This is a genomic window from Arthrobacter sp. R1-13 (assembly GCF_054161475.1).
Genome location: NZ_CP096420.1, coordinates 3,802,886 through 3,829,101, shown reverse-complemented (window position 1 = coordinate 3,829,101; position 26,216 = coordinate 3,802,886). Strand labels below are relative to the sequence as shown.

The following is a 26,216-nucleotide window of genomic DNA, read 5'->3' as shown; positions in this document are numbered from 1 at the left end:
TCAGGCAATCGTTATCCTGAAAACACTAGTGTTTCGCGGAAAAGGAACCTTCGTTATGACTTTTAACGCCAGTCGACGACGGCGGGAGGTCCCGCCGTCGTCGGCATCTGCTTTGTCGGAGGAAGGGCCAGGGGAAGGAGCTGCCTTCCGCTGTCAGGTCCTGCGCAGCCCGCTGAGGTCCACCAAGTCGGTCAGCGGTGGGCGGGTTCCCCTTCGATGCACCATGCCCTCGGGTAGTCCCGAAACGGCCACGCGCGAGCCGGAAACATCGAGCGTAACCCTCGACTCTCCAATCGGCAGATTGGTTGTGTGCAGGCTTCCCCAACCTTCCGGGAGGGCCGGGTCCAACCACAGCTCACCCCGGGAGACGTGTGGTTCGTATCGCAGGAGGCTCCGGACGAGCATCACCGGCGTCGCCGATGCCCAGGCCTGGGGGGAGCATGCCGTCGGGTACGGCAAAGGCTCCGGGTAATCGGCCCGGCTGAACCCGCAAAACAGCTCGGGAAGCCGGTTCTCGGTGAATTCTGCGGCCTCCATCAGCGCCGAGGAGAGCCGCTGCGCTTCCTTCACCAGGCCGTACCTCATCATGCCGGCAACAATGAGGGCGTTGTCATGAGGCCACACTGAGCCGTTGTGGTAGCTGACCGGGTTGTAGGCTCCCATGTCCGTGGCGAGGGTTCGTACGCCCCAGCCGCTGAACATTTCCGGGGACATGAGACGCCGGGCGACAAGAGGTGCCTTGTCCTCGTCCACAATTCCCGACCACAGGCAGTGGCCCATGTTGGAGGCGCAGGCATCGACGGGTCGTTTGTCACGGTCCAGTGCGATGGCGTAGTACCCGCGGTCCGGGAGCCAGAACTGATCATTGAACTGTGCCTTCAGCCGCTCGGCACGTTCCCGGAGATCGATGGCAAGCGCATCGTCGCCTGCCTCGTAGGCCATCCACGCCCTGGCGACGTAAGCGCTGTAGACATAGCCCTGCACCTCGCACAAGGCGATAGGGGCCTCCGCGATCCGGCCGTCGGCAAAATTGATTCCGTCCCACGAGTCCTTCCAGCCCTGGTTGATGAGGCCTTGGTCGCTGAGCCGTTCGTACTCAACGAAGCCGTCGCCGTCGAGGTCGCCGTAGTCCCGGATCCAGTCCAGCGCACGGTCGGCGTTGGGCAGCAGCGCGGCGATGTCTTCAGCGGGAAGTCCCCACCGGCTGGCTTCCCCGAGGAGCGTGACAAACAGGGGAGTTGCGTCAGCCGTGCCGTAGTAGACCGACCTGCCGCCCAGGGCAAGGCCCGTTCCGACGTCGAGCCTCACCTCGTGCAGGATCCGTCCCGGTTGCTCTTCGGTCAGCAGATCCACTTTCGACCCCTGCCGGTCGGCCAGGGTTTGCAGCGTGCCCAGGGCCAGCGTTGCATCGACGGGCAGGACCATGCAGGAGGCCAGCAGCGCGTCCCGTCCAAACAACGCCATGAACCACGGTGCCCCTGCGGCCACCACCGTACGGTCCGGATGAAGAGGGTCCACGATGCGCAGGGCGCCGATGTCGTCGTGACTGCGCACGAGGCTTCGTTCGATGGATGGATTTCCCGTGCGGGGAAGCGGAACGCGCTCTTCCCAGGCCTTCTGGCGCCGCTCCTGCGCGGAGATGAGATCCGCTGACAGGGAGACGGTGGGAACGCCGGCGTCCACATCCGTTTCCGCTGACAGGGGCAGTACGGTGGCTCGGACCGTCCACTTTCCGTGTGCCGGGACCACCATGTTTACGACGAGACCGTCGGCAGTGACCTCGGAGTCCCGCACGCGTACGACGATTCCGTTCCGTGATCCCTGCCAGGTTGCTTCGATGGTCACAGAGCCCGCCCTGGCCCGACGGGTCTGTTCCCAGCGGCGAAGGAACCGGCCGTCTTTGACCTCGAATAGATCAGAGAAATCCGCCTCCACGGACAGAGCAACCTCACAGGGTGCCGGCTCAACGGAATAGTTGTAAACAGTGATGTCCTCCACAAAACCGGCGCCAAGCTCACGTTTCCGTTCTACGGTCAGGGGGCTGTCTGCACGGCCGTCGGAGCGCGTTGCCCTCCCGACATACACGCCCTGGAACGGAGAAGACGTCCACGCCCCGAGCGGCTCAAGCGGTTGTCCGTTCACAGTGAGGGCCCATCGCGACAGGATCCTGGTGTCCTGGTAGAAAACGCCGTGAGGATGGTGGGGGAAGATATCCCCGTTCGGGAGCGATATGCAGAAGGAAGATCCTGCCACCAGCGTGACGGCTCCCTGCCCGGTGCTCCCGGCTGCGTTGTCGGCATTCCATCCGGCCATCTCAGGCTCCTTATGAAAAAGACCACACCATAAACTGAGCCGAATCTACGCCGATCGCAGGGCGCTTGCTATACGGCGCTACCTGGCCAGCCCCGCACCCGCGCGGACGGCCCTGCCGCTTGGACGGCCCTGGCCCTCACGTACGGCCCTCGCCCGGGCCGGCCAAGCGGCGTAGGGCCGGTCCTGCCGGAGATCCCGGTCCTGCGAGGAACAGAGCCTGCTCTACATCCAGCGGGGGGCTGGCTGCTCGGGTTGTTTCCGGGAGGCGACTCCTCGTGCGCCGCGCCCTGTTGCCCACGCCGCGATTTCGGCCAGGGTTCCGTCGGGGACTGGGGTTTCCTCGCCCCGTTTTTGCCAGCTTCCGGTGATGTCCTGGATGAGCCCTTCCAGGACGTCATCGGGGATCTGGTCAAAGGTTGCGCCGTTGTCCAGGTCCACCGCGTGGACCCAGACCTCGCGGGTGCGCATCCACACTGTTTCGGATGCCGGTACCGTCCGCCCCTGGGCCGTCCGAACCTCGTGGTTCCACGCTTCGGAAGCGGTGTCCCGCCACTCAACATTAAGGTGGATGGCTGAGTGGTCAAAGAGGTTTCGAAGGGCCGTGGGGCTGAGGGTGGCACCGAAATCTATTTCCTTGTTGCGTTCCTCCGGGGAGGAATACATGGGCGTCTCAATGCCGGTGTTGGCCCATTCGACCAGCCGGGAAAGTGCCCGGGCGTTGTAGCTGACGTGCGAGACGACGTGGCGCCGCGTCCAGCCAGGCAGCAGGGACGGCGCGTCGAGGTCGGCGTCGCGGAGCTCATTGAGCTTGCGCGCAAAAAATGCCGTTCCCCGTCGCGCCGTCAGCAGCTGCGCCTGCAGTAAGGGGTCCTGGGTCAGGTCATGCCGTGCTACCAAGATTTTCCCCTTAGGCCGTGGCAGAACCGGAGACTGCCACTGCCCTGTTGCGCAGCGTTCCGATCCCTTCGATGCTGGTTTCGAGGACCTGGCCGTGGCTGAGGTACCGCTGCGGCTGGCGTGCATGGCCCACACCGCCCGGGGTGCCCGTGATGATGACGTCCCCTGGGTTCAGCGTGATCATCGTGGAGATGTAGGAGACGAGGAACTCCGGGCCGTGCACAAGATCCCCGGTGGAAGCCTCCTGCATCAGTTCGTTGTCCACGCGGGTGCTGATGGTTCCGCCCGGCGTCCACTCGTCGGTGGTTACCAGGACGGGGCCCAGTGGAGTGCTGTTTTCCCAGTTTTTGCCCTGCAGCCATTCCTTGGTCCTGAACTGCCACGTGCGCATGGAGACGTCGTTGCAAATGGAGTAACCGGCGATGTGGTCTGCGGCGTCCGATTCAGCGATGTGCCGGCCGCTTTTCCCGATAATGACGGCGAGTTCGGCTTCCCAGTCGATCGCGTCGTCCTGCTCCGGGAGCTCGATATCGTCGTTCGGGCCGATCAGCGTTTCGGCGAATTTGGAGAACAGCGTGGGGTACTCGGGCAGGTCACGGCCCATCTCCTGGATGTGGGTACGGTAGTTCAGGCCAACGCAGATGATCTTGCCCGGCTTCGTGATCACGGAGGCGAGGCTGGCGCCGTCGAGCGCTTCTGTGCCGGTGGCCGCTTCAGCGATTGTTCGCCACTCAGGGTTGGCGAGCAGTTCGCCGACGTCGGCGTACCCGGGGATGACAGTGAACTTGCCGTCGTCCTGGCGGGCAGCCACCGTGCTGTTGTTAGTGCTGGTGCTGGTGCTGGTGCGGAGCGTGGCAAGTCTCACTGGTCGGTTCCTTCGATGTAAGTGCGGTTGAGGTTCAGGCGCTCAATGATGGGCTGGTCGCCGAATTTGAAGAGGTCGAACTGGGTTTCCGCTTGCAGCGAGCAGGCCACCCATGAAGGCACGACGGCGAGGTCCCCCTTTTGGAGGTGAGTGGTCTCTCCGTTCAGCACGATCGAGCCGCGGCCTTCGAAGACCTGATAGATGCTGGAACCGACTTCGCGGGTTGCGGGCGTTGACGCACCAGCACGGAGCCTGTGGAACTCAGCGCGGATGGTGGGCATAACGTCCCCGCCGGTGGTGGGGTTGGTGTAGCGGACGGCGGCATGTCCTTGGGACACTGTGGCCGGTTGACCTTCGTCTTCGAGCAGAAGCTGTTCCGTGAGGGCCCGGTCGGTGTATTCCCAGCGGTAGGCACTGATGGGGGAGTTCACGGTGTTCTGCAGACCGGAGAGCGGGCGGAGGCCCGGATTGGCCCAAAGGCGCTCGGAGCGTGAGACGTTGGGCGTGGACTCATCAGTGACGCGCTCGCTGCCAAACTCGAAGAACGCACTGTCCGTGTAGTGGACGAACGGGATATCCAGCCCGTCAATCCACGCCATAGGCTTGTCAGTCTCGTTGTGGTGGCCGTGGAAGTTCCAGCCCGGTGTCAGCAGGAAATCTCCGCGGGACATCCGGACGGGGTCGCCGTTGACCACCGTCCATACTCCTTCGCCTTCCACCACAAAGCGGAACGCATTCTGGGAATGCCGGTGCTCAGGAGCAGTCTCGTGGCCGCCCAGATACTGGATAGCGGCCCAGAGGGTGGGCGTGGCGTAGGGACGTCCGCCCAGGCCTGGGTTGGCCAGCGCGATGGCCCGCCGCTCGCCGCCTCGTCCTACCGGCACGAGATCTCCCGAGCGTTCCGCCAGCGGCAGGAGGGAATTCCATCTCCAGACATGCGGCACGGCCTGCGGTTTGGGGGTCATCGGCATGAGGTCGCCGATCTCGGTCCACAGCGGGATGAGGTTCTCCCGGTTGAAATCCTTGTACAGCTGATCCAGTTGCTCCTGCTCCTCAGCGGTGGGTGCCGGCGCAATCATCTGGTTCTCGCTCATAGTGGCCTCTCCTTATCAATCAGGGATGCGTTGTGGAAGTGGATGCCTGCAGCAGGTGGGCAACGTCCTCGCGCAGCTGCTTTTTGTTGATTTTGCCGACCTTGGTGGTGGGGATTTCGTCCACCACCACCAGCTTCTCGGGAATCTTGAAGGCGGCAACGCCCGTGCGCCGCAGGCTGTCCTGGACGTCGGCCAGCGTGAGTTCAGCGCCCGGTTTGAGCGTGACGAAGAGGCAGAGTTTTTCGCCCAGCAGGGGATCAGGCATGCTGACAGCTGCGGCGAGCGTAACGGCGTCGAGCCTGTACACGAGGCTTTCAATTTCTTCGGCGGAGATCTTTTCCCCGCCGCGGTTGATCATGTCCTTGTCCCTGCCCTGGACAATAAGGTTGCCGTCCGGGCGGCGTTCCACGATGTCGCCGCTGCCGTACCAGCCGTCGGGGGTGAAGGCCCGGAGGTTGTGCTCTGCTGCCTTGTAGTAACCGCGGGGAGTGTAGGGACCGCGGGTGAGGATGGCCCCGGGGACGCCATCCGGCAGGTCATTTCCTGCCTCGTCAACAATTCGGATTTCGTCCGCCTCCGAGACCGGGCGGCCCTGCGTCATGCAGATCACGTCGTCGGGATCGTCCAGCCGCGTCATGTTGATCAGCCCTTCGGCCATGCCGAACACCTGCTGCAAGGTGGCGCCAAGCACCGGCTTGACCTTTCGGGCGATCTCGTCTGCCAGCCGTGAACCGCCAACCTGCAGGACTTCCAGCGTTTCCAGCTGGTCGCCGTCGTGCTCCTGCTGGTATTCAATCCACCGCTGAGCCACTGCAGGCACGGCGGCGGACAGTGTCACGCCTTCTTTTTTGATCGTGGCGAATGCCTTGCCCGGTTCGGGGCTCGGGAGCATCACGAGCCGGCCGCCTGCGAACAGGACGCCGAGGATGCCCGGGCAAGCCAGCGGGAAGTTGTGGCTGACCGGCAGGGTGCCCAGATAAACAGTTTCGGACGTCACATTGGAGACAAGGGAGGTGGCTTTGATGTTGTAGGCGTAGTCATTGTGAGTGCGCGTAATCAGCTTGGGCAGGCCGGTGGTCCCGCCGGAGAGCAGGAAGCAGGCCGGGTCCTCGCCTGCCGGGGCAATGGAGTCCAGCTGGATCCGAGCTGCGGCTGGGTCCGTGGCAGGGGCGAGCAGCGCGTCAAGATCGACGTTCCCTGCGTTGACCTGTCCTGAGACCAGTACCTGCGTCAGGCTGGGTGTCACGTGGGCGATGTGGTTGGCAAGGTCCTGATGGCTGAAGTCCTTGATGGAGTCGCGCACGGCGATGGCACGGGACTCGGACAGCTCAGCAAGGTAGCTGAGCTCAAACTGCCTGTGCGCCGGGAGCGCCATTACCGGCACAATTCCGCTCCTGAAGCAGGCCAGCGTCAGTACGGTGAACTGCCAGCAGTTGGGAAGCTGGACAAGGATCCGGTCGTCCTTGCGCAGGCCAAGGTCCAGCAGCCGCCCTGCAGCAGCGTCCATCCGGTCGACGAGTTCCCGGTAGGTCATGCGGACATCTCCATCGACCAAGGCAACTTGATCCGGGAAGCTGTCAGCGGTGTCCAGAACGTAAGCGCCGAGGGGCCTGTCTTCCCAGTAACCTCTCGCGCGATACATGGCTGCGTCTTCCGGGGGCCAGGGGACCGCTCCTTCACGGGTATGGCTGGTCATTTTGCTTTCTCCTCAGTAATGACGACGGCGTCAAGGGCAACGAGACCATCAGCGGTCAGGCGCAGGGGATTGATTTCAATTTCGGCGATGGCGTCGTTGGCCAGCAGCGCATTGCCGAGCCTGACCACAATGCCTGCCAGCTCTGACCGATCGAGCACCGGGCCGTTTCGGAAGCCATTCAGCAGTTCCCGGGCCTGGAGTTCATCAGCCATTGCAGCGGCGGTTCGTTCATTTAGCGGCACTGTCCGGATGGCGACGTCGGCCAGCACCTCTGCAGCAGTTCCCCCCAGACCCAGGACCATGATGGGACCGAACACAGGGTCGCGGCGGGCACCTAGTACAAGGTCTACGCCCGGGGAGGCCATGGTTTCAACAAGGAATTCCTTGGCGCCCACGAACTGGAGCGAGTCGAGTGCAGCGTCGAGGGAAGCCGGCGAAGTGATGCCCAGGTGGACACCGCCCATATCCGTTTTATGCAGGATCTCGGCGTCCACCAGCTTGACTGCCACCGGTGAGCCAAGGCCGGCCAGTGCCTCATGGGCGGCTGTCCTGTCAGGGCAGCGCTTTCTCGGCGGGGTGCTGATCCCCAGGGCGTCAAGAAGCTCCTTCGAGCGGATTTCATCCCAAGGACCGGCGATGTCCAGTCCCTGCGCATCCAGTCCCTCGACGCCGGCGTTGCGGGTCCCAGTGTGAGCGGCAGGCTGGTCCCGCTCGAATTGGGCCGTCCTCTCGAACTGGGCCCGGGCGTCGTCCACCAGCGCTACAAGACCGCGAGCCAACGACGTCGGACCCGAAAGCAGCGGCAGCCCCAGATCCTGGGCGGACTTTCGTGACCGCTCCACATCACTGTCCGGTCCGTCCACGCCGACGAGGATGGGCAGCGAACCGGCCGCCCCTGATTCCGCGATCGACGCCGGAAGGTCGGCGATAGGTTCGGTCAGTCCGTAGACGGCCAGCAGATCCACTGACGGATCCGAGGCCACGGCGGCAACAATCCTGTCATAGCTGGGGCCCGGCCTGCCCGTATCCACGGGGTTCGCCTGGAACGTCAGCGGAGGAAGCAACCCCGCAATGGTTTCCTGGCTCGAGGCCGACAGCCGTGGCACGGAAACGCCGGCACTGTGAAGGGCGTCGGCGATCAGGAGGCCGGGTCCTGCCTGTCCGGTGATCAGGCCAACGCCCGGATTGGCAGAGGGTTTGAGCCTCTGGCCGGTCAATGCTGCGACAGCCTCAACCAGTTGTACTTCATCATCTACCAGGACCGCGCCGGCCTGCTTCAGCGCGGACCTGGTGGTCCGCCAGGAGGTTGCCAGGGCACCGGTGTGGGACTGTGCAAACTCCGAAACATCGTTGCGGCCCACCACCAAGGCGACCAATGGTTTGGACGCGGTCAGTTTTCGGACGGCGTCCAGCAGGGCAGGGCCATCCGCAACATTTTCGAGGTGCAGGGCCACTACCTTGGTTTGTTCGTGGGTCACCAGATAATCAAGTACTTCGGGGGCGCTGATGTCGATGCCGGCCCCGATCCCAATGCCAAGGCTCACGCCTACCCCCGCCTTTTCCAGCTGGAAGGCCAGGACGTGGTTCACTCCGCCGCTGGCGGCAACCACCGCCACGGAGCCCTGGCTGAGTTCGGCCACACCGGGGACAAAGCTGGCCCGGAGGGAACGGTGCGGTACGAAAAAACCGGACGTGTTGGGGCCCAGCAGCCGAATGCCTGTGTCCATGACTGCCTCGACCACCTGACGCTCAAAGACGGCGCCGGATTCCCCTGCTTCGGAGAATCCGCCGGCGCAGACCAGCGCTGCCTTCACTCCGCTGGCGGCACAGTCCCGGAGGGCCTGACCGGTCACCGAAGCGGGAACACACAGGACGGCCAGGTCCAAGGGGGCCAGTGATGCGGCAACGGCCGCTTCAACTGAGGAGTGCATGGTGCCATCGGGGTTGCGGCTGTTGACCAGCTCGACGGGCGAGGAAAAGGAGGCCAAGGACTGTGCCATTGCTGCCCCCAGTTTTCCGGGGCTTGCGGAGGCGCCGACGACGACGATTCCGGCGGGTTCGAAGAGCGCAGAAAGATTATGCATGGGAAGCCTTCTCTTCATTGATGGTGGAAGCTTCGTTGATGGCTACGGCGTCGGCGCGGCCTGAGAGAACCAGCGTGGTGGCGGCTGCGAGGTCGGCCTGATTGTTCACCACGATGCTTGGAATGCCCCGGGCGAGCCTTGCCTCCTCTGAAAGCAGGGCGCGCGTAAGGGGGCTGCCTCCGGCGATGACGACGTAGGAGGGTTTGGACGCCAATTTTTCGAACGCTTCGTTGAGCCCGTCTTCGGTGTCAGGAGCCGTAAGGAGCAGACCTGTTGATCCCGTTGCTTCTTCGGGCACCTCCGTCAGGGGGAGCTCCTGTGCGCCGGAGTGGAGGCGGACTTCGTCACCGTTCTTCGTCAGGCGCAGCAGGCGGCCCTCGAACGCTACCGGGCCTGCCTGCAAGGGCGTGTCCAGCGGATCGGCGCGGTGAATGCCGCGCCATTCCTTCTCTGTGGCGTTTACCAGCTCCGGGTCACGCTGCCGGATCTTGTCGATGTCGATGCTTCGCGAGAAGAAGTGGAAGGTGAACTGCAGGGGTTCGAAGGCCTGGTGGTAGCGCCCAAAGTGTTCCCACCAGCTCAGGCTGGGCCGTGCGGAATTCTGGATCTTGGCGACGTCGGGCTGGCGTTCTGCCTCGTAGTTCGTCAGGGCAAGCTCGATGTTGTCGGCGTGGGCGGCCACTTCGCGGGCCAGGACCACCGCATCCTCCATGGCCATCTTGGTTCCGGAACCGACAGAAAAATGGGCTGTGTGTACCGCGTCGCCGAGGAGGACGACGTTGCCCTTATGCCATGTCTTCGTTTGCCGGGTGCGGAAGTTGGCCCAGCGGGAGTTGTTGGACACCAGCGGCTGCCCTTGGATGTCTTCGGCGAAGAGCTTCTCCAGGTAGCGTTGTGTTTTTTCGTCGGATGGCCCGGGAGGCTGGCTGACGTCGAACTCGTCCAGACCGGCCTTCCGCCACGTTTCCTGGTCCGTTTCGACGATGAAGGTGCTGAGCTCGTCGCTTATCGGGTAGGCGTGCGCGGCAAAGTTGCCATGCTCGCTGCGACGGTGGATGAACGTCAATCCGTTGAACAGATTGGTGGTTCCGAACCAGATGAACTTTGCCGTTGCCGTCTCGGCAGTGTGGCCCAGGGCTTCCCCCAGCTGTTCGCGGGTCTGGGAGTTTGCACCGTCTGCGCCGACTATCAGATCAAAATCACCAAGGTCCTCGAGGCGGGGTGCCACCTGTCCGAAACGCATGTCCACGCCCACCTGGGCGGCCCGCTCCTGAAGGAGCCTCAAAATGGTCTTGCGATGGATGGCCGCCATCCCGTTGCCGCCAAAGGAGGTCCGCTCGCCTTTGAGCCACACCTCGATGCTGTCCCAGTGCTTGCCGAAGTTCTTCAGGCCGTCCCTGAGCACGGAGTCCGCCTCATTGATCCGACGAAGGGTGGCGTCCGAGAAAACGACGCCGAAGCCGAAGGCATCTGAAGCCTGGTTGCGCTCAAAAAGAACAACTTCGGCCTCAGGCATTCTCTGCTTCAGCAACGCCGTAAAGAACAGGCCGCCGGGACCACCGCCGATGCAAGCCACGCGAATCGCCATTGATTTCACCTCAAGGTATTGAAAAAGAGCTGTCCTGATCATTATGTAACGAAAATCTGGGCAACGTCAACGTGTTGTTACATGAGGATCTCCCGACCTTGCTCAACCGGCTGTCCGATGACCCCTGAAACAAAGTCAGTGGCCGCCGGTCCAAGCTGCCGGTGAATGGCGCCGAAGAGGGCATAAGCCTCACCGCTCGGCCAATCGGCCGGCTGCAGCTCGCGGGGAAGGACTGGGTCGCGGAAGGGAAACCTCCGGAAGTCGCCGATTACCTGCATGCGCTCAATGAGAGCTGTCTGCCCGTCCTTCTGCGCATTCACTGACTCGTTGTCGAGATGGTTGTAACTGCGGATGAACTCGCGGTAATCCGAACCAAGGTGTTCCAGATCCCAGCATCGCCCTGCAATATCCCTGTCCTGCTCAAGGTCGCCGGTTCCGCACCACAGCACATCGATCTTTGCCAGGGGATACTCCGCGGCGAGCCCGCGGACGTCATCGAACAAGTCATGTGGTGCCAGCCAGGTGGACGGAGACAATTGCCCGAATCCGTGCCAGGCCAGCCGCTTCCGGAGTTGCTCACGGACGGCGCGCTCGGACTCGGGGACCTGGTAAATCACCATGGTCCAACGGCCCTGCCAGCTCTCCTCGCGGTGGCGGAAGATTCTTTCCCGGCCTTCATTGAGGATCTCCAGCATGTGCGGGGTGAGGGAGTAAACCGTCTCCCTGCCGACCCGCCGGGTGGTGAACCAGCCCTCCTTGCGGAGGCGGGAAAGGTTGACGCGAACCGTTGGGGGCTCGACGTCGAATACCGCCAGGAGCTCCGTTATGTCAGCAAGCCGCACCTCGCTCCCCGCATAGCGGAGGTAGTCACCGAAGAGATCCAGGATCAGGGCTCTGGGCTTCCACTGCATAAGACTCCTCAAATTGTGTGCTGTCCGGGTGAAGGATGTGTAACAACTCTGTTGACGAACAACATCTTTATGTTACATTCAGTTGTGGGTCAGGTCACAAGTAGACCGCCCCTATCTCTGGAACACCCACAACGTCGTGTATATCACCTGGAGTCCCCATGGCTTTCCCTTCGCCGGCATCCCCCTCGGTCCGTCCACGTAAATCGGCCGCCCTCGTCATCTTCCTCTGCTTCCTCGCCATCGTCTTCGACGGCTATGACCTCGTGGTCTACGGGGCAATCGTTCCCAAGCTCCTGGCCTACGAGCCGTGGGGCCTCACGCCCGTACAGACCGGCGCAATCGGCAGCTACGCCCTCGCCGGGATGTTCATCGGCGCGATCCTCATTGGATACCTGACGGATGTGATCGGCCGCCGAAAGATCATGATGGTGTCCATTGCATCCTTCTCACTGCTGATGCTTCTGACGGCATGGGCACCAACCCCCGAGCTGTTCGGCCTGTTCCGCTTCCTGGCAGGCCTCGGCCTGGGCGGTGTTATTCCCACGGCCATCGCGTTGACCGTCGAGTTCTCCAAGCTGAACCGCCGCAACTTCAACAACGCGCTGATGTTCTCCGGGTATGCAGTGGGCGGCATCCTCGCCGCGCTGCTCTCCCTCGCCTTCCTTCCCACGCTGGGATTCCAAGGCATGCTGGCGCTCGGCGGCATTCCGCTCATCACCGTCGTTCCCTTGCTCTTCAAATTCCTCCCGGAGTCTCCCGCGTACCTCGCGGCCAAGGGAGAGCGCGTGCGCGCTGAACAACTCGTGGCCGACTACGGGCTGGAGCCGCTTCCGCCAGTCCGGGTGAAATCTGATGCCCCTGAAACCGGCAGGTTCCGCACCCTTCTGTCCGGGCGCCTGCTCGGTGCCATGGTCCTCTTCTGCCTCGCCGGGATCTGCGGCCAAACGCTGGTCTACGGGCTGAATACCTGGCTGCCGCAGCTCATGGTTATTGCCAAGTATTCGCTTGCCTCGTCCCTTACCTTCCTTCTGACGGTCAACATCGGCGCCGTGGTTGGCGTGTTGGTGTCCTCCCGGCTCGCGGACCGCTTCGGCCCCCGGCCTGTCACGGCGACGTCGTTCGCCAGCTCCGGAATTGCCCTGGTGCTCATGGGAACCGGGATCATGCCGCTTCCTGCCATGTACCTTCTGGTTGCCGTGGTGGGCTTCGGTTCAGTGGGCGCCCAGATCCTGGTCAACGGCTTCGTGGCAACCTACTTCTCAGGAGCAACCCGCGCCACTGCCCTTGGAATCACGCTGGGCATTGGGCGGATCGGCGCCGTGCTGGCCATTTCGGGCGGCGGCGTCCTGGTGGCGGCTTCCCTGGGCAACTTCATCAACTTCTCCGTCTGGGCTATCGCAGCAGCCATTGGCGTTGTCGCAGTTTTGTCCGTACCCCGGCTCGCGCCCGAAGCCACAAGTTCCACAGAGGGGACCGGCACGACGACGGCGGCCACTGCGACTTCCAACGACCTCTTCATCCACTGACCCCGGTCCGTCAAACTCATCAGCAGACAAGCTAAGGAGCCACCTTGCAAGCCCAGCTCATCTCCACCCACACCGTAGAGTCCGCAGACGGCACCTCAATCGGGTACCGGAAGCTCGGATCGGGAAGCCCCATCGTTCTGGTCCACGGCAGCATCTCCACCGGCGAGCAATGGCTGGGTGTGGCCGAGCATCTGGCCCAGGCGCACACGGTCTACATCATGGACCGCCGTGGCCGAGGGCTCAGCGCCGACGCCGAGGACTACTCACTGACCACTGAATCAGATGACATCAATGCCATGCTCGGCGTCGCCGGTGAGGGTGCCGCACTGCTGGGGCATTCCTACGGGGCGATCTGCACCCTGGAGGCGGTTCGGACGGGAGCGGCAGTCTCCTCGCTGGTGCTCTACGAGCCGCCGCTGCCCATCGATGCCCCGACGGCCGGCGCTGCTTTGCCCGACTATGCAGCTGCGGTGGAATCCGGAGACGGGGACAAGGCGATGCGCATCGCTGCCGAGCACTTCCTGAGGATCTCATCCGAAGAAACCGAAGGCCTGGCGGCATCCGCACTATGGGCGGGCATGGTCGAGCTCAGCCCCACCTGGACACGCGAACTGAGCGAGATCGATCTGACTGCGGCTCTCATCGAGCAGTACGGCGCGCTCAGCGTCCAGACGCTGCTGCTCGTTGGCGAGGTGAGCCCGTCCCACCTGGTGGGCGCTTCACGGCACCTCGGGCAAAAGCTGCCGAACGTAACGGAGACCGTATTTCCCGGGCAGAACCACTTTGTCCACGTGATGGATCCGGCGGGAACTGCTGAAGCGATCGCAGTCTTCCTGCGTAAGTAATACTGCACGCGGACGACGGCGGGAGATCCCGCCGTCGTCCGCGTGTTCCTTTTAATACCCTGTCGAGTTAATACCCTGTCGACGGAACTGGCAAAGGCGGATAGCGTTTTCCCTGGTGAAGACTTTGAGGCAGAGCTCAAGGGGAGAGTTTCAGGGAGGATAAAAAGTGTTGTCGTATCGCTTGACCTTGCCGGAGGCGGCGCCCACGGCCGTCGTCGTTGCCATCCATGGCTTAGTGGAGTCGGCGGCGTGCCTGGAGGCCTCCTTTCCGGACTGGGTTTCCTCTGGTTGGGCGGTCCTTGCCTTCGACCTCCGCGGACACGGAAGCTCCCCCCGCTGGTCAGATGACCATCTGCAGAGGCATCCGGGAGACGTCATGGTGCAGGACGTGCTCGAAACCTTCAGCACCCCGGAGCTTCAACTGCTGGAGAGCCTCCCCACACTGTATTATGGGCATTCCGCCGGAGGGGCTGTGGCAGCAGCTGTCGCAGCGGCCGCTCTACAGCAAGGCACATTTGTTCCGGCGAGCGTGCTGCTTGAGGATCCCTTCTGGCGGCTTCCCGTCACGCCCTTCCAGGAGCGTAGTGTGGCCGAAAGCGCTCACGCCCACCTCGTTGACGTCCAGTCAAGAACCGCTACCGAGCGCAGGGGCATCAGGAAGCGCGAATGGCCAAATTGGAGCGCGGCTGAGATTCTCCGGAGTTCCCAGGCGCAGGAGGATTGCGATCCCCGCCTCGTCCTTAACGGCAACGTCATTCCCACAACGCCATGGCCGGACCTGGTCGCTGCCCTGACCGACTCCGGCGTCCCGGTTCTGATCGTCACGGGAACAGTTCGAACCGGGATCACCGACGAACACCAGCGGATTGCGCAGGCAGCCGGCGCCAGCGTCAAGGTCTTCGAGGGCGCATCCCACTTCGTCCGCCGGGACATGGAGGACAGGTTCATGCGCACCGCAGGATCCTTCTTTACCGCGAGTCTGGCAGCGACTGTTCCGGTTGCTAAATCGCAGCTGCCCCTGCCGTCAGGAAGGTAAAAAGCTCGGCGGCGGGGCCACCCTCTGCTGATGCAGGGCCCAACGCGCTAGCGTCCATGGCGATGGAGAAATGGGTGTGGTGTTGAACCGGGTCCGGAAGCGGTCCGGCAATCCTGACTCCCGGAACGGCCTGAAGCTCGCTCAATTGCTGCACGGCCAGGTCCGATCGCCCGTCAAGCAGCGCCAAGGCGGTAAACCCCTGATCCACTACGGCCGCCGTTTGGTTCACCCGTTCCGAGATGCCCAGCTCCCTCAATAACCGGGCAAAGTAGACGCCGCTGGGCCCGTACCGTGAGTAGGCTACGGAACGCGCCGCCATCAGGGCAGCGGTGAGCGACTTCACGGTGGAAACGTCCGGAGGATCGGTCCCGGGAGGAACCGCGACTCCGATGCCCGACTTTGCGAACGGCGCCAGCGTCGTGGCATCCAGGAGCCCCGTTGCTCCCAACCGCTCCACGGCTGAGGTGACGCCGATGATGACATCCGGGCGGGCGCCGTCGTCGATTTCCTGCAGGAGGACGTTCGTCGGAGCATAGTGGGCTTCCACCGACTGCCCTGACACTTGCCTGAATTCAAGGAGGCGCTCTTCAACGGCTTTTCGCAAGGCGATGGCGCAGAACAGGGACAATCCGCGGCTTAGCTGCATGGCACTTGCTCAGACCTCAGCCGGGGCCAGGACGATGTCGAACCGTGTGCGGGCCCAGTCGCGGCCAGGCAGGTCCCTGCTGTCGGGAGTGGGGGTGCCCGGTGCCTGGAGCTCGAACCTCTTGATCAGGGATTCCTTGACGCCGAAGACGCTGTCGCCGATGTCGATCTGCGGATCTCCCTCCACAAAGATGTGCGTCACCAGGGTCCGCAGCCCCTTTGCTGTGACCATGAAATGCAGATGGGAGGCGCGGACAGGGGAACGGCCGGTTGCTTCAAGCATCTTGCCGACGGGTCCATCATGGGGAATCGGATAAGGAGTCGGAGTGAGGCCCCAGAACGCGTACTTGCCCTCATCGTCCGAATACAGGTGGGCGCGTCCGGCAACCCGGTGGTCGCTGTACTGGACGTCGTAAAAACCGTCTTCGTCCGCTTCCCAGACCTCGATCCGTGCTCCAGGTACGGCGCGCCCCTCGGTGTCGGTGACTGTTCCTTCAACCCAGCAGGGCTGCCCCGCCGCTTCTCCGGCGATGTCCCCGCCGATGGGGATTTCAGGGGCATCAGTGACGAAAAAAGGTCCGAAAACCGTGGCCTCGGTGGCGCTCTTGTGGGTCTGGTTGTTGATGGCGATGGTCTGCATGGAGGCGCCGAGGACATCCGAAAGCAGGATGAATTCCTGCCGGTTATCGTCCGTGATGTGGCCAGCGGCTGTCAGGAAAGCAATGCCGGCGTTCCATTCCTCCTCAGTCAGGCGCACGTCACGGATGAAGGCATGCAGATGCCGGGTCAGGGACTGCATGAGCTGCTTGAGGCGTGGGTCTTGGGTCTTGTCGAAAGATGCGACGACGGTGTCCACGAGGGATTGCTCGACGTCGGCCTGCTCCGCAGTGACTTCCTGCGGACGAAGATACTGGCTGCTTTGAGTTGTCTCAGACATGGCTGGCTTCCTTGTTTCTGATTGGATCAGAGGCCGGGGTGGTTCCAAAGTAGGCGGCGCGGAGGAGTTCCTCGAGGTTAGCTGCGGTAACAGGGCGAGGGTTTCCGGCAGGGATCGCGGGCAGGATCAGCTCTACGGCTTGAGGGATGTTCGCCTCCAGGAGGCCATGTTCCTTCAGCGCAGTGGGCGCGTCCAGAGTGGAACGGAGAGCGTTGAGTCCGGTGACGGCGTCGTCAGCTCCCAACGCCGCGGCAATCCGGCGCTCCGCATCTGGCGCAGATGGTGCGTTGAACGCGAGGACATACGGCAGGACCGTGGCGTGGGTCTCCGCATGCGGCATGTTGTAGGCCCCTCCGAGGACGTGGCAGATCTTATGGTGCATTCCCGAACCGGCCGAGGCGAAGGCCACCGCTGACAGATAGGCGCCATAAAGTGCCTGCTCCCGGCCGGGAAGGTCCTGGGGATTGTCCTTGATCCGGGGCAGCCCGCTGGCAAGCGCACGAATGCCTTCAGCCCCTAGCGCCTGATTAATAGGATCGGCCCGGGGAGCCCACATGGAATCGATGCAGTGCGCCACGGCGTTCAGACCAGAGGCGACCGAGAGCCGGGGCGGCAGCGAAAAGGTCAGTTCGGCGTCGTAAATCACCGTTCCGGGAAGGACATTGTTGTCCACCCCCGTCGCCTTCCGGGACGCTTCCGTCAGACCCCAGACGTTGGTCGCTTCCGAGCCGGCGTACGTCGTCGGCACAGCGATGATCGGAAGCTTCGTGGTCATGGCGACCGCCTTGGCCAGCCCGGTGGTGGAACCGCCGCCAACACACACGAGCAGATCGATTCCGTGCTCGAGTGCGGCGGCGCGGGCCTTCTCTGCCTTATCGATGGGCACATGCGGTGCTACATCGCTGTAATAAAGGGCGACGTCGACGCCTGCGCTCACTCTCTCCGCGATGGGGGCTTCGAATTCGCTGGCAATCACCATGACACGGGTTGCCCCGAGTCGATCCACTTCGGCGCTGAGGTTTTGCGCAGCCTTCCCCGTGCCGAAGCGGACGCGCTGTCCCAGGGTCACATGCTCAAAAGTCAGTGTCATTACCTGGTTCCCAGAGTCACGGCTCCGGCTGAAACCAGGGCAGCTGCCGTATCAGCACTGTTGCCCAGCCGCAAAAGCTTCTCGGCATTCCGGAAACTGATCTTCTCGCGATCCGATTCACTGATGGGTGCGTTGTCCAGGAACTTCGCCGCGTCCTCGATGGTCTCGAAGGGGTAGTCGGTTCCGAAGAGAATGTGGTCCGCGCCCACAGCAAGCATTGCGCACAGCAGTGGAGCGGGAGAACACACGCCGCTGGTGGTGATGTAGAGGTTGTCCCGAAGATATTCGGAGGGCTTGCCCTTGGCGAGCTCGATGCCGTGGTGGTTGTGGAAGTCCCACCTGGAGTCCAGCCGCCACAGGACATACGGCAGGCCTTCGCCCATGTGTCCCAGCAGCAGCTTGGCGTTGGGGAAGTCGTCAAATACCCCGCCGAAAATCAGCCTGAGGGCGTGGGTTGAAGTGTCTATCCCCCAGCTCCACATGGGACCAACCAGTTCCGGATGCCCGCTCAGCACGTCGGCGGTGTCCACGCCGTTGGCCGGGTGCAGATACAGCGGCACATCAAGTCCTTCGGCCATTTCCCACACGACACGGAGCTTGGAGTCATCGAGGTACATGCCGTTGGTGTGGGCGTTGACCAGCGCGCCTTTCATGCCAAGTTCAGTGACAGCACGCTCGAGTTCCCTGGCTGCTGCCTGGGGGTCCTGCAGGGGAAGAGCGGCGAAGCCCGAGAAGCGCGTGGGCCGCTCCGCCATCACCCCGGCGAGGAAGTCGTTGACCGTTTTCGTCTTGGCAACAGCGGTTGCGGGGTCCTTCTCCGCCTGGATGCCGGGGGAGTTCAGGGAAAGGACTTCCATGTCGATTCCGTGGAGGTCCATTTCAGGAAGGCGCTCTTCCGTGAAGTCGAGAAGGCGCCTCGAGGCATCGGCCCACGCCTGGGGCTGGGCAATGGAACTGGTGCTGGTTCCGTACCCGACAAGGTCCGGAGTGACGAAGTGTTCTTCGAGGGCAATCTTCTTCATAACGATCTCCTTTGGCCGCAAATCAATTCACTAATATGCATTGACTTCACTAATAATGAATCCTACTCTGGCACTGTGTCAAGGATCACAGGAGTGGTCCGCTCCAGGGAATTTGAGGATGACGATGGAAAAATTTGATGTTGCCGTCGTGGGGTACGGCCCGGTTGGAATGGCCACGGCAGCGCTGCTGGGCCAGGCCGGACACAAGGTGGTGGTGCTGGAAAGATACTCAGGGCTCTACAACCTGCCCCGTGCCGCAATATTCGATGACGAAACCATGCGGACCTTCGCCCGCTTGGGAATCGCGCAGGAACTGCTCCCCAAGGTCAACGCCCAGCGCAACTATGAGTGGCGCAATGCCTCCGGGGAACTGCTCATTGAACACGAGTTCGCACTCAAGGGGGCCTCCGGGTGGGCGGAGTGGTACATGATGTACCAGCCTGAGCTCGAGGACGCCCTGGACCGTCTTTGCCAGTCACTGCCCAACGTCACGGTGCGGTTCAACTCACCGGTTGACGGCTACGTCGAAACCGCAGACGGTGTGGAGGTGAACTGCCCGGACGGCGTTGTTGCCGCCAGCTATGTGGTGGCGTGCGACGGCGGGAACGGCTTCACGCGCGGATGGCTCGGTTCAGAGCTGGAAGACTTCGGCTTTTCCGAACCGTGGCTGGTGTGCGATTTCCGGCTCACCGGTGAGGTGGAGCTGCCGCACGCACGCCAGGTCTGCGACCCGCGGCAGCCCCAGTCCGTCATTTCGCTGGGCCCCTCCCACCACCGCTTCAGCTTCATGCTCGATTCTGAAGAGGCCTTCCTGGTGGAGCGGGATCCGGAGAAGGTGTGGGACCGGGTGGCGAACTACCTGTCACCGGATCAGGCAGAACTCATCCGCGTGGCCACCTACACCTTCCGGTCCCTCATTGCCGGGTCGTGGCGGCAGGGGCGGATTCTCCTGGCAGGAGATGCTGCCCACCAGATGCCGCCGTTCCTCGGACAAGGGATGTGCTCCGGAATCCGGGACGCCCAGAACCTCGCGTTTAAACTCGATCTTGTACTTACGGGCAGGGCCGAGGACACTGTTCTTGACAGCTACCAGACCGAGCGCGAGCCCCATGTTGCGGCAGTTGTCCACAAGGGTATCGAGCTCGGCAAGGTCCAGACCATGCGTGATCCTGAAAAGGCCCGGCAGCGTGACAACCAGCTCCTGGAAAACCGCCGGAACAATATGAAGCCGGAGAAACTGAGATTTCCGGGGCTGGGGCCGGGGTTCATTGCAACCACCGACCATCCCGCCAACGGACGGCTTTTCATGCAGGACGAGGTCCGGACTGACAGCGCCTCCGCCCTGTTCGACGAAGTCTTCGGCTACGGATTCCGTCTCCTGTGCGACGCAAACTGGTATGCGGAGGCAGCCCTGTCCACGGCAACCCCGTCCGGGGACGTCGTCGTTATTGATCCTGCCAGCGGCGACGTCAGTGGTTCCTTTGCCGACGTCAACGGCACCTACCTGAGCTGGTTCAGGGACAACGATTGCGGCGCTGTCCTGGTCCGTCCTGATTTTTATGTGTTTGGCGCCGCACGCACAGCCAGCGAGTACGAATCCCTCATCCACGAATACCAAAAAGCCTGCTCAACGGTGAGCAGCACGGCAGCATCAGTAGGAGTGTAAGCCATGTCCACAATCCATAAGAATGCCGGGCCCGGGGACGTCCGCACCATTACCGAGCGCGTCCTGCTGGCCGTCGCCTTTGTTATCGCCATGCTCGAGGGCTACGACCTCGCCGTTTATGGCGTCTCCGTTCCCGCCCTGCTCGCGGACAAGTCGCTGGCGATCGATAAGGGATCAGCCGGTGTTCTGGGCTCAGTCGTGGGAGCCGGAATGCTGATCGGCGCCGCCCTCGCGGGTGCCTTGATGCGCAGGATCGGAGCCCTTCGGCTGATCCTGACAAGCTGCGTTGTTTTCTCTGCAGGCATGGTGATCTCGGCCGCGGCTCAGAATGTGGCACTTTTCGGCATCGGCCGGGCGTTCGTTGGCCTCGGGCTTGGCATCGTCCTCCCCACGCTGTTGGCTTATGTGGCAGACCTTTCCGTCCCGGAACACCGTAACCGCAACACCGGAATCGTTATGGCCGGCTATGCAGCCGGCGGTCTGGCCGCTCCCCTGCTTGGCGCGGCACTGCTCCCTGCCACCTCATTCCGTTGGCTGTACATCATCGGTGTTATTCCGGCCCTGGTTATCCTGCCGTTCGCGTGGAAACTGCTGCCGGTTCCTCCGGTCCACCTGCTCCGGACCGGCAAGGTTGCCGAGGCACACCATCTCAGCAAGTCCATGGGCCTGCCAACACCGGTACTCACAGTGGCAGGAAGACGGCACCTTGCCGGAATCGGCCCGCTGTTTGCTCCGGGGATCGCTGGTGCCACGCTGCTCTTCTGGGTGATGACGTTCTGTGGCTTGCTGCTGGTCTTCGGCATCACGGCTTGGCTTCCGACCATGATGCAGGCCAACGGCTATTCCCTGGGTTCGGCACTGCTGCAGACCGCCGCCATGTGGATAGGCGTCGCTGTAGGAGTCATCATCGGCGGCCGGATTGCCGACCGCATCGGCGCCAAGCCGGTGGTGGTCGTCGCCTTCCTGACCGGAGCTGTCAGCCTGCTCGTCATGAGCGTGAACCCCAACGTCGTCGTGCTGTTTATCTTTATGTTCCTCAGTGGTGTGGGCTTCATCGGCTCGCAGATTCTGGTAAACGGATTCATCCTGACCCGCTACCCGGACGACATCCGGGGCAGCGGATTGGCCTGGGCACTGTCCTTCGGCCGCGTTGGTGCCATCGTGGGACCATCATTGGGCGCCTGGGTCATGACTTCCGGACTCTCCGTGGAATGGAACTTCTACGCCTTCGCCATCCCGGCAGTGGTCGGAGCCTTTGCATCGATCCTGGTGCCGAAGGTCAAAGTGAAGGCGATTTCCGTTCCTGAGCCCGCACCGGTGTCACTCAAAATACCAGCCGCCGAGGTTTAGGCAGGGAACAGAGCCCGCAGAGACCAAGTACACTGGCCGCACCCCGAACCTGCCGCAAGCAGGCCGGGGTGCGGCGGGTGTTTTTGGCTGTTCCGGGAACCAACAGTTTTTGGGAACAAACAGTTTTGGGAAAGACAGGGGAGTGAGCTGATTTGAGCGAGTCGGAGCAGGAATCGGCCGCGGAGCGCCAAGGTATCCAATCCGTTGAGTTGGCGATGCGCATACTGCTCGCCCTCGAGGACGGCGGGGGACCGATGCCGCTCTCCGAAATTGCCGAGCGCAGCGGCTTCCAGCCCAACAAGGCCCACCGCTACCTGGTCAGCCTGGTTCGCTCCGGACTTGCCTCCCAATCACCGAAGACAGGCAGGTATGACTTCGGCCCTGCCATGCGGCGGTTAGGCGCCGAGTCGCTGCGCCGGACCAATGAAGTCTCCGTGGCCTCGGACTACGCCATGAGGCTTCGCGACGCCTGCGGGCACTCCGTCAACCTTTCAGTCTGGGGCGAAGACGGACCGGTCGTGGTCCGCTGGGACTACGGATCGCACGCACTGCCCTTCAACGTTCGGGTGGGCGCCAAGCTTCCGATGTTGACCTCCTCGGGCGGACTGATCTTCCTCGCCTACTTGCCGGAATCCATGTCCGCCGCTGTGTTGGCCGGCGACCGGGCTCGTCTGAGCGCCGAGGCGTACTCGGAAGCAGACATCAACCGGAAGCGCCAGGATGTTCTCCAGGCAGGCTACGCGGTGACCTCGGGCGGGATTATCCCGGGTGTTTCCTCGGTAGCCGCTCCCGTCTTTTCTTCAGTCGACTCCTTGCCTTTGGCCATCACCGTGGTCTTCCCGGCCGAAGACGTGGACAAAGCTGAATTGGAAAAGGTGACGGCAGCGCTGCTGGAAACCACGCGGACCGTCTCCAACGAGCTGGGCGTCTCCTCCGACAAGGCCTCCTGACGCGTGCGCCCGCTGACGGTCTAGCTGGCGCCCCCGCCGCCAGCGCCCGCCGTCTGCCCCCGCGGTCGGAGTCGCCGGAGACGTGCCGGAGTAGCCGGAAGCTTCCGGCGACTACGTAGGTTTCCCGCGATTTGGCCGTATTCGGTGGCAGGAGACCGGATTCCCAGTAGGGCTTCAAACGGCGTCAGCACGCCTCGGATTTCCAGCGCCCATTGACTTCCGGCGGCGGAGGTCTACCTTTGAAATACGTCAGCAAGGATCTGTTGAGCGCAGGTGCGCTGCGGGGGACAGCGCCACACATTACCCGGCCGTTTTGACCCTCGAAAATGGGGGCGTCGGCCGGTATCCCATCAGCTTGGTGCCGCCCCTAAGCGCCCATAACCTTCGTCTCCAGGTGGTCTCCGATGTCCGTGACTGTTGTTACAGCCCTCGCAGTTAAATCCTTCGATGCCCCGGACAAGAAACGGTGTCCCGATAAGGCGGAGTTTGATCTGGTCACGGTGGATGACTTCTCGGTGGTTCGGCTGATTCTCGAGCCAGGCTGGCGCTGGTCTGAGAGCATGAAACCCTTGGAAGAGACCGACTTCTGCCAGCACAATCATCTGGGCTTCTGCGTGTCCGGAGTATTGGAGGTTGAAACGGCGGACGGCGTTCGGTCCACGATACGTGCTAACGACACCTACACTTTGCCGCCGGGACATGATGAGTGGGTGGTGGGCTCAGAGCCGTTTGTCGCCGTCGAATTCCTGGGGGCAGCATCGTTCGGCCGGCCGACCAGCCATGGGGTTCACGCCAGGATCTGATACGGCAAAGCACGGAACGCACCAGGCGCTCGACCGGAAACCCGGCGGAGCGCCCCTGCATACTGCCTGAAATACACTGCCTGCTAACGACCTAAGCCCGGCATGACTTTCTTATCACCCCGTGGAAACCGTTGTCGCTGCGCCGACAACGACCGGCGCGATGGTCACCGAGTCCGCCCCGCCTTGGTGATCGGGAAAGTGCTGCAGCACCGAGTGCGGAGCGCGGCAGAAGCGACCTGACGGCATAGGGCTGAAGAGACCGGCTTCAGCTCAGCTGAACTCCTTTAAAGCCGCTGTAAGAAGTTGTCCAGGATCGCCCAGGTTCTGGTGGATTCCCCGGGAGGCCACCAGTTCCCCGTTAATAACGACGTCCGTCACGTCACTTGCAGTGGCGCTGAACGCCAATTGCAGCGGCATGGATCCGGCGGTGCGTACGGAATCCGGATCAACGGCCATCAAATCGCAAACGGCTCCGACGGTCAGGGCAGCCGGAGCTATCGGCGTAGCCATCGAAGCTGCTGCCCCTTGCGTGGCGGCATACCGGAGTTCGTCAGGCGAGAAACGTCCGCGCTCGCCGGAGTCCAGGCGTTCCCCGCTTTCCAACAGGCGCATCTCGACCCAAGGGTCGATGACGGCATGCTGGTCGGTACCCAGCGCTACGACGGCCCCGGCGTCGGACAAGGCGCGGGCCGGGCCGATTCCGTCGGCCAGGTCGGCTTCAGTACTCGGACACATCACGACCGTCGCATGGGCCGCACCGAGCAGTCCAACGTCTTCCTGTGTCAGATGGGTGGCATGGACAACCGAGAGCCGCCGCGAGAGCAACCCATGGCGTGCCAGCAGCCCGGTAGGGGTCACACCGTACTCCTGTAGGCAAGCCCGGTTTTCGGCCTCCTGTTCACTGAGGTGAATATGCAGTGGGAGATCGGCAGGCAGTTGTTCGGCCACGGTCTTGAGGGCGTCCTCGGGAACCCCGCGGACCGAATGCAAGGCAGCCCCTACCGCCACCATCCTGGGGTCAAATTCCCGCGCAATTGCCGTCCTAAGTGAGGCGAGTCTGTCCAGCCAGGCCTGGGCATTGGCATCCCCGAACCTGGCCTGGTCTGAGCTAAGGGGTGTGTTGATTCCTCCCGCCAAGTACAGAGTGTCCAACAACGTCAGCCGGATCCCCGCTGCGCCGGCTGCCCTGGCCAATGCCAGTTCCATGGCGTGGGCCTGCTGATAGGGTCTTCCGTCGGGCTGGTGGTGCACGTAGTGGAATTCAGCAACACTGCTAAAACCGGCCACCACCATTTCCGTAAAAACTGCGGTGGCCAGTTGTTCGTAGGACTGAGGCGTGAGCTCACCGGCGCTCTTGTACATGTGCTCGCGCCACACCCAAAAATCCCCGCGCCCATCATGGGTGCGGCCACGAAGGATCCTGTGAAAGGCGTGGGAGTGGGCATTGGCGGCGGCAGGGAAAACTACTCCGCTGAGAACGCGGTCGCCCTCCTTGGGACTGGTGCCGGACGCCATCCTTGAAATGACACCGCCCTGTATCTCCAACCGCACGCTTTCTCTGATTGACGGGGAACCGTCCCTGCCAGCCACGAGGGCTGACTCGCACCAGTAGCCGCTCACAGCAGCCCCTCCAGAACGTCAGCAAGGGCTGTCGCGCCATCATTGGCGTCCTCGTCCGAAACGTGCTCCTCAGGCGAATGCGATATTCCGCTCGGGTTGCGCACGAACAACATTGCTGAGGGCACATGGCCTGCCAACACTCCGGCGTCGTGCCCTGCTCCCGTCGCCAATACTGGAGCCGCCGGAAGGATGCGGCTTATCCGTTCCGTCAGGCCGGCGTCGAAATGCACGGTGTTGCTGTATGACTCCTCGGTTAGAGTCACTGAACAGCCCTCGCCTGCTGCCATCTCCCGAGCCGAGCCGTAGATGGCTTCGATCAGACCTGCGGTTACGGCATCGTCGGGATGCCTGGCGTCCAGCCACATCTCGACCCTGGAGGCGATCACATTTGTGCCGCCGGGGAGGGGTATGAGACGGCCCACTGTGGCACGCGCATCGGGTCGCGATGCGGCAATCTTCCGGACGGAGAGGATGATCTGCGCTGCAGCAATCATCGGATCAGCCCGGTCGGCCATCAGAGTGGTCCCGGCGTGGTTCCCCTGGCCGCTGACGGTCAGCCTCCAGCGGCCGTGGCCAAGCACTGAACTGCCGATTGCCATCGCCGGACCCGTTGATCCCAGCCCGATGCCCTGTTCCACGTGGAGTTCGACGAAATCTCCTATCTGTTCCAAGGCTTTCGGATCAGAGCCCAGGTGGCGGGGATCCAAGCCGTTTGCCCGCGTAATGTCGGCAAACGTATTGCCGTCGCCGTCGCGCAGGTTCAGGGCTTTATTCACATCGATGGCCCCGGTGAGGAGCCGCGATCCAAGGCATGCCACGCCGAATCGGGATCCTTCCTCTTCGGGAAAGACCGTAACGGCAAGCGAACGGCGGAGAGGTGTTCCCCGCGACTTGAGAATATCGACGGCAGCCAGGGCGGAGGCGACTCCGAGCGGACCGTCGAACGCTCCGCCGCCAGGGACGGAATCAAGATGGCTGCCTGTCACCAGGGCACCCTTTTGCGGTTCTCCCCACCACGCCCAGATGATTCCGTTGCGATCCGTTTCAACGTCCAGGCCCCGCTCTTGTGCCTGTTCGATAAACCAGGACCGTAAGTCGAGCTCAGCGGTCGAGTAAACAGGACGGGAGTAGCCTCCCCGGACGGGGTCTCGGCCCACGTCCCCTATGGACTCAAGAAGCTGACTGACTGTTTTCACATTGAACCTCCGGCTTGAAAGCGATCAGGAGAGGAGTCCCGAGCACAGTACTTGCCACCAAGTAAAAACCAGATTCCATTAG

General features: G+C 62.8%; 21 protein-coding genes. 7 read left to right on the top strand and 14 right to left on the bottom strand.

From position 1 onward, the window contains the following. Nucleotides 1-153: 153 nt before the first annotated feature. The 8 genes from M1D88_RS17745 to M1D88_RS17710 all read right to left on the bottom strand — a co-directional run bounded on the left by M1D88_RS17745 (nucleotide 154) and on the right by M1D88_RS17710 (nucleotide 11,448). On the bottom strand, nucleotides 154-2,313 hold the full coding sequence (locus M1D88_RS17745) for an amylo-alpha-1,6-glucosidase (RefSeq protein WP_458112054.1): 2,160 nt from the start codon (nucleotides 2,311-2,313) through the stop codon (nucleotides 154-156). A 222-nt stretch (nucleotides 2,314-2,535) separates the two neighbouring features. Then, the gene (locus M1D88_RS17740) at nucleotides 2,536-3,210 is read right to left on the bottom strand and encodes a maleylpyruvate isomerase family mycothiol-dependent enzyme (protein WP_458112053.1); all 675 of its coding nucleotides are present in this window, start codon (nucleotides 3,208-3,210) and stop codon (nucleotides 2,536-2,538) included. Between the two features lie 10 nt (nucleotides 3,211-3,220). Next, nucleotides 3,221-4,075, bottom strand: coding sequence for a fumarylacetoacetate hydrolase family protein (locus tag M1D88_RS17735; protein ID WP_458112052.1), 855 nt, complete (start codon nucleotides 4,073-4,075; stop codon nucleotides 3,221-3,223). Then, nucleotides 4,072-5,169, bottom strand: coding sequence for a cupin domain-containing protein (locus M1D88_RS17730; RefSeq protein WP_458112051.1), 1,098 nt, complete (start codon nucleotides 5,167-5,169; stop codon nucleotides 4,072-4,074). The genes M1D88_RS17735 and M1D88_RS17730 overlap by 4 nt, the downstream gene beginning before the upstream one ends. Nucleotides 5,170-5,188: 19 nt before the next feature. Beyond that, entirely contained in the window at nucleotides 5,189-6,865 is a 1,677-nt protein-coding gene (locus M1D88_RS17725) for a (2,3-dihydroxybenzoyl)adenylate synthase (protein ID WP_458112050.1), read from the bottom strand. Next, nucleotides 6,862-8,949 carry an acetate--CoA ligase family protein gene (locus M1D88_RS17720; protein WP_458112049.1) on the bottom strand — a complete coding sequence of 696 codons (2,088 nt, stop codon included), beginning with the start codon at nucleotides 8,947-8,949 and terminating at the stop codon, nucleotides 6,862-6,864. Before M1D88_RS17720 ends, M1D88_RS17725 begins: the two co-directional genes overlap by 4 nt. Beyond that, nucleotides 8,942-10,537: an FAD-dependent monooxygenase gene (locus M1D88_RS17715; RefSeq protein ID WP_458112048.1), complete on the bottom strand. Its 1,596-nt coding sequence runs from the start codon at nucleotides 10,535-10,537 to the stop codon at nucleotides 8,942-8,944. The genes M1D88_RS17720 and M1D88_RS17715 overlap by 8 nt, the downstream gene beginning before the upstream one ends. Before the next feature lie 77 nt (nucleotides 10,538-10,614). After that, nucleotides 10,615-11,448, bottom strand: a complete 834-nt coding sequence (locus M1D88_RS17710) for a PaaX family transcriptional regulator (protein WP_458112047.1) — start codon at nucleotides 11,446-11,448, stop codon at nucleotides 10,615-10,617. Between the two features lie 158 nt (nucleotides 11,449-11,606). Here M1D88_RS17710 and M1D88_RS17705 point away from each other — a divergent pair, with 158 nt between their 5' ends. From M1D88_RS17705 to M1D88_RS17695, 3 genes are all read left to right on the top strand, one after another. After that, complete coding sequence (locus tag M1D88_RS17705; protein WP_458112046.1) at nucleotides 11,607-12,974, top strand: MFS transporter; 1,368 nt, start codon at nucleotides 11,607-11,609, stop codon at nucleotides 12,972-12,974. Nucleotides 12,975-13,018: 44 nt separating this feature from the next. Beyond that, the gene (locus M1D88_RS17700) at nucleotides 13,019-13,819 is read left to right on the top strand and encodes an alpha/beta fold hydrolase (RefSeq protein WP_458112045.1); all 801 of its coding nucleotides are present in this window, start codon (nucleotides 13,019-13,021) and stop codon (nucleotides 13,817-13,819) included. 166 nt (nucleotides 13,820-13,985) lie between these two features. Beyond that, on the top strand, nucleotides 13,986-14,855 hold the full coding sequence (locus M1D88_RS17695) for an alpha/beta hydrolase (protein WP_458112044.1): 870 nt from the start codon (nucleotides 13,986-13,988) through the stop codon (nucleotides 14,853-14,855). Here the strand turns inward: M1D88_RS17695 and M1D88_RS17690 are convergent. Genes M1D88_RS17690 through M1D88_RS17675 form a run of 4 tightly spaced genes read right to left on the bottom strand, consistent with a single transcriptional unit; the run spans nucleotide 14,821 to nucleotide 18,549 of the window. Further along, nucleotides 14,821-15,501, bottom strand: coding sequence for a substrate-binding domain-containing protein (locus tag M1D88_RS17690; protein WP_458112043.1), 681 nt, complete (start codon nucleotides 15,499-15,501; stop codon nucleotides 14,821-14,823). The genes M1D88_RS17695 and M1D88_RS17690 overlap by 35 nt on opposite strands. Before the next feature lie 9 nt (nucleotides 15,502-15,510). Then, nucleotides 15,511-16,437 carry a dioxygenase family protein gene (locus M1D88_RS17685; RefSeq protein ID WP_458112042.1) on the bottom strand — a complete coding sequence of 309 codons (927 nt, stop codon included), beginning with the start codon at nucleotides 16,435-16,437 and terminating at the stop codon, nucleotides 15,511-15,513. Continuing rightward, nucleotides 16,430-17,527: a maleylacetate reductase gene (locus M1D88_RS17680; protein WP_458112041.1), complete on the bottom strand. Its 1,098-nt coding sequence runs from the start codon at nucleotides 17,525-17,527 to the stop codon at nucleotides 16,430-16,432. The genes M1D88_RS17685 and M1D88_RS17680 overlap by 8 nt, the downstream gene beginning before the upstream one ends. After that, complete coding sequence (locus tag M1D88_RS17675) at nucleotides 17,527-18,549, bottom strand: amidohydrolase family protein (protein WP_458112040.1); 1,023 nt, start codon at nucleotides 18,547-18,549, stop codon at nucleotides 17,527-17,529. Before M1D88_RS17675 ends, M1D88_RS17680 begins: the two co-directional genes overlap by 1 nt. A 124-nt stretch (nucleotides 18,550-18,673) precedes the next feature. Here M1D88_RS17675 and mhpA point away from each other — a divergent pair, with 124 nt between their 5' ends. The 4 genes from mhpA (at nucleotide 18,674) to M1D88_RS17655 (ending at nucleotide 23,318) form a co-directional block, all read left to right on the top strand. Beyond that, nucleotides 18,674-20,215, top strand: coding sequence for a bifunctional 3-(3-hydroxy-phenyl)propionate/3-hydroxycinnamic acid hydroxylase MhpA (mhpA, locus tag M1D88_RS17670; RefSeq protein WP_458112039.1), 1,542 nt, complete (start codon nucleotides 18,674-18,676; stop codon nucleotides 20,213-20,215). 3 nt (nucleotides 20,216-20,218) lie between these two features. Then, nucleotides 20,219-21,565, top strand: coding sequence for an MFS transporter (locus tag M1D88_RS17665; RefSeq protein ID WP_458112038.1), 1,347 nt, complete (start codon nucleotides 20,219-20,221; stop codon nucleotides 21,563-21,565). A gap of 152 nt (nucleotides 21,566-21,717) precedes the next feature. Next, nucleotides 21,718-22,515 (top strand): IclR family transcriptional regulator, encoded by a 798-nt coding sequence (locus tag M1D88_RS17660; RefSeq protein ID WP_458112037.1) that lies wholly within the window; start codon nucleotides 21,718-21,720, stop codon nucleotides 22,513-22,515. Between the two features lie 404 nt (nucleotides 22,516-22,919). Further along, nucleotides 22,920-23,318 (top strand): cupin domain-containing protein, encoded by a 399-nt coding sequence (locus M1D88_RS17655; RefSeq protein ID WP_458112036.1) that lies wholly within the window; start codon nucleotides 22,920-22,922, stop codon nucleotides 23,316-23,318. Between the two features lie 270 nt (nucleotides 23,319-23,588). Here M1D88_RS17655 and M1D88_RS17650 read toward each other — a convergent pair whose 3' ends face one another. Further along, nucleotides 23,589-24,938: a formimidoylglutamate deiminase gene (locus M1D88_RS17650; RefSeq protein WP_458112035.1), complete on the bottom strand. Its 1,350-nt coding sequence runs from the start codon at nucleotides 24,936-24,938 to the stop codon at nucleotides 23,589-23,591. Beyond that, entirely contained in the window at nucleotides 24,935-26,134 is a 1,200-nt protein-coding gene (locus M1D88_RS17645; protein WP_458112034.1) for an allantoate amidohydrolase, read from the bottom strand. The genes M1D88_RS17650 and M1D88_RS17645 overlap by 4 nt, the downstream gene beginning before the upstream one ends. Nucleotides 26,135-26,216 lie beyond the last annotated feature (82 nt).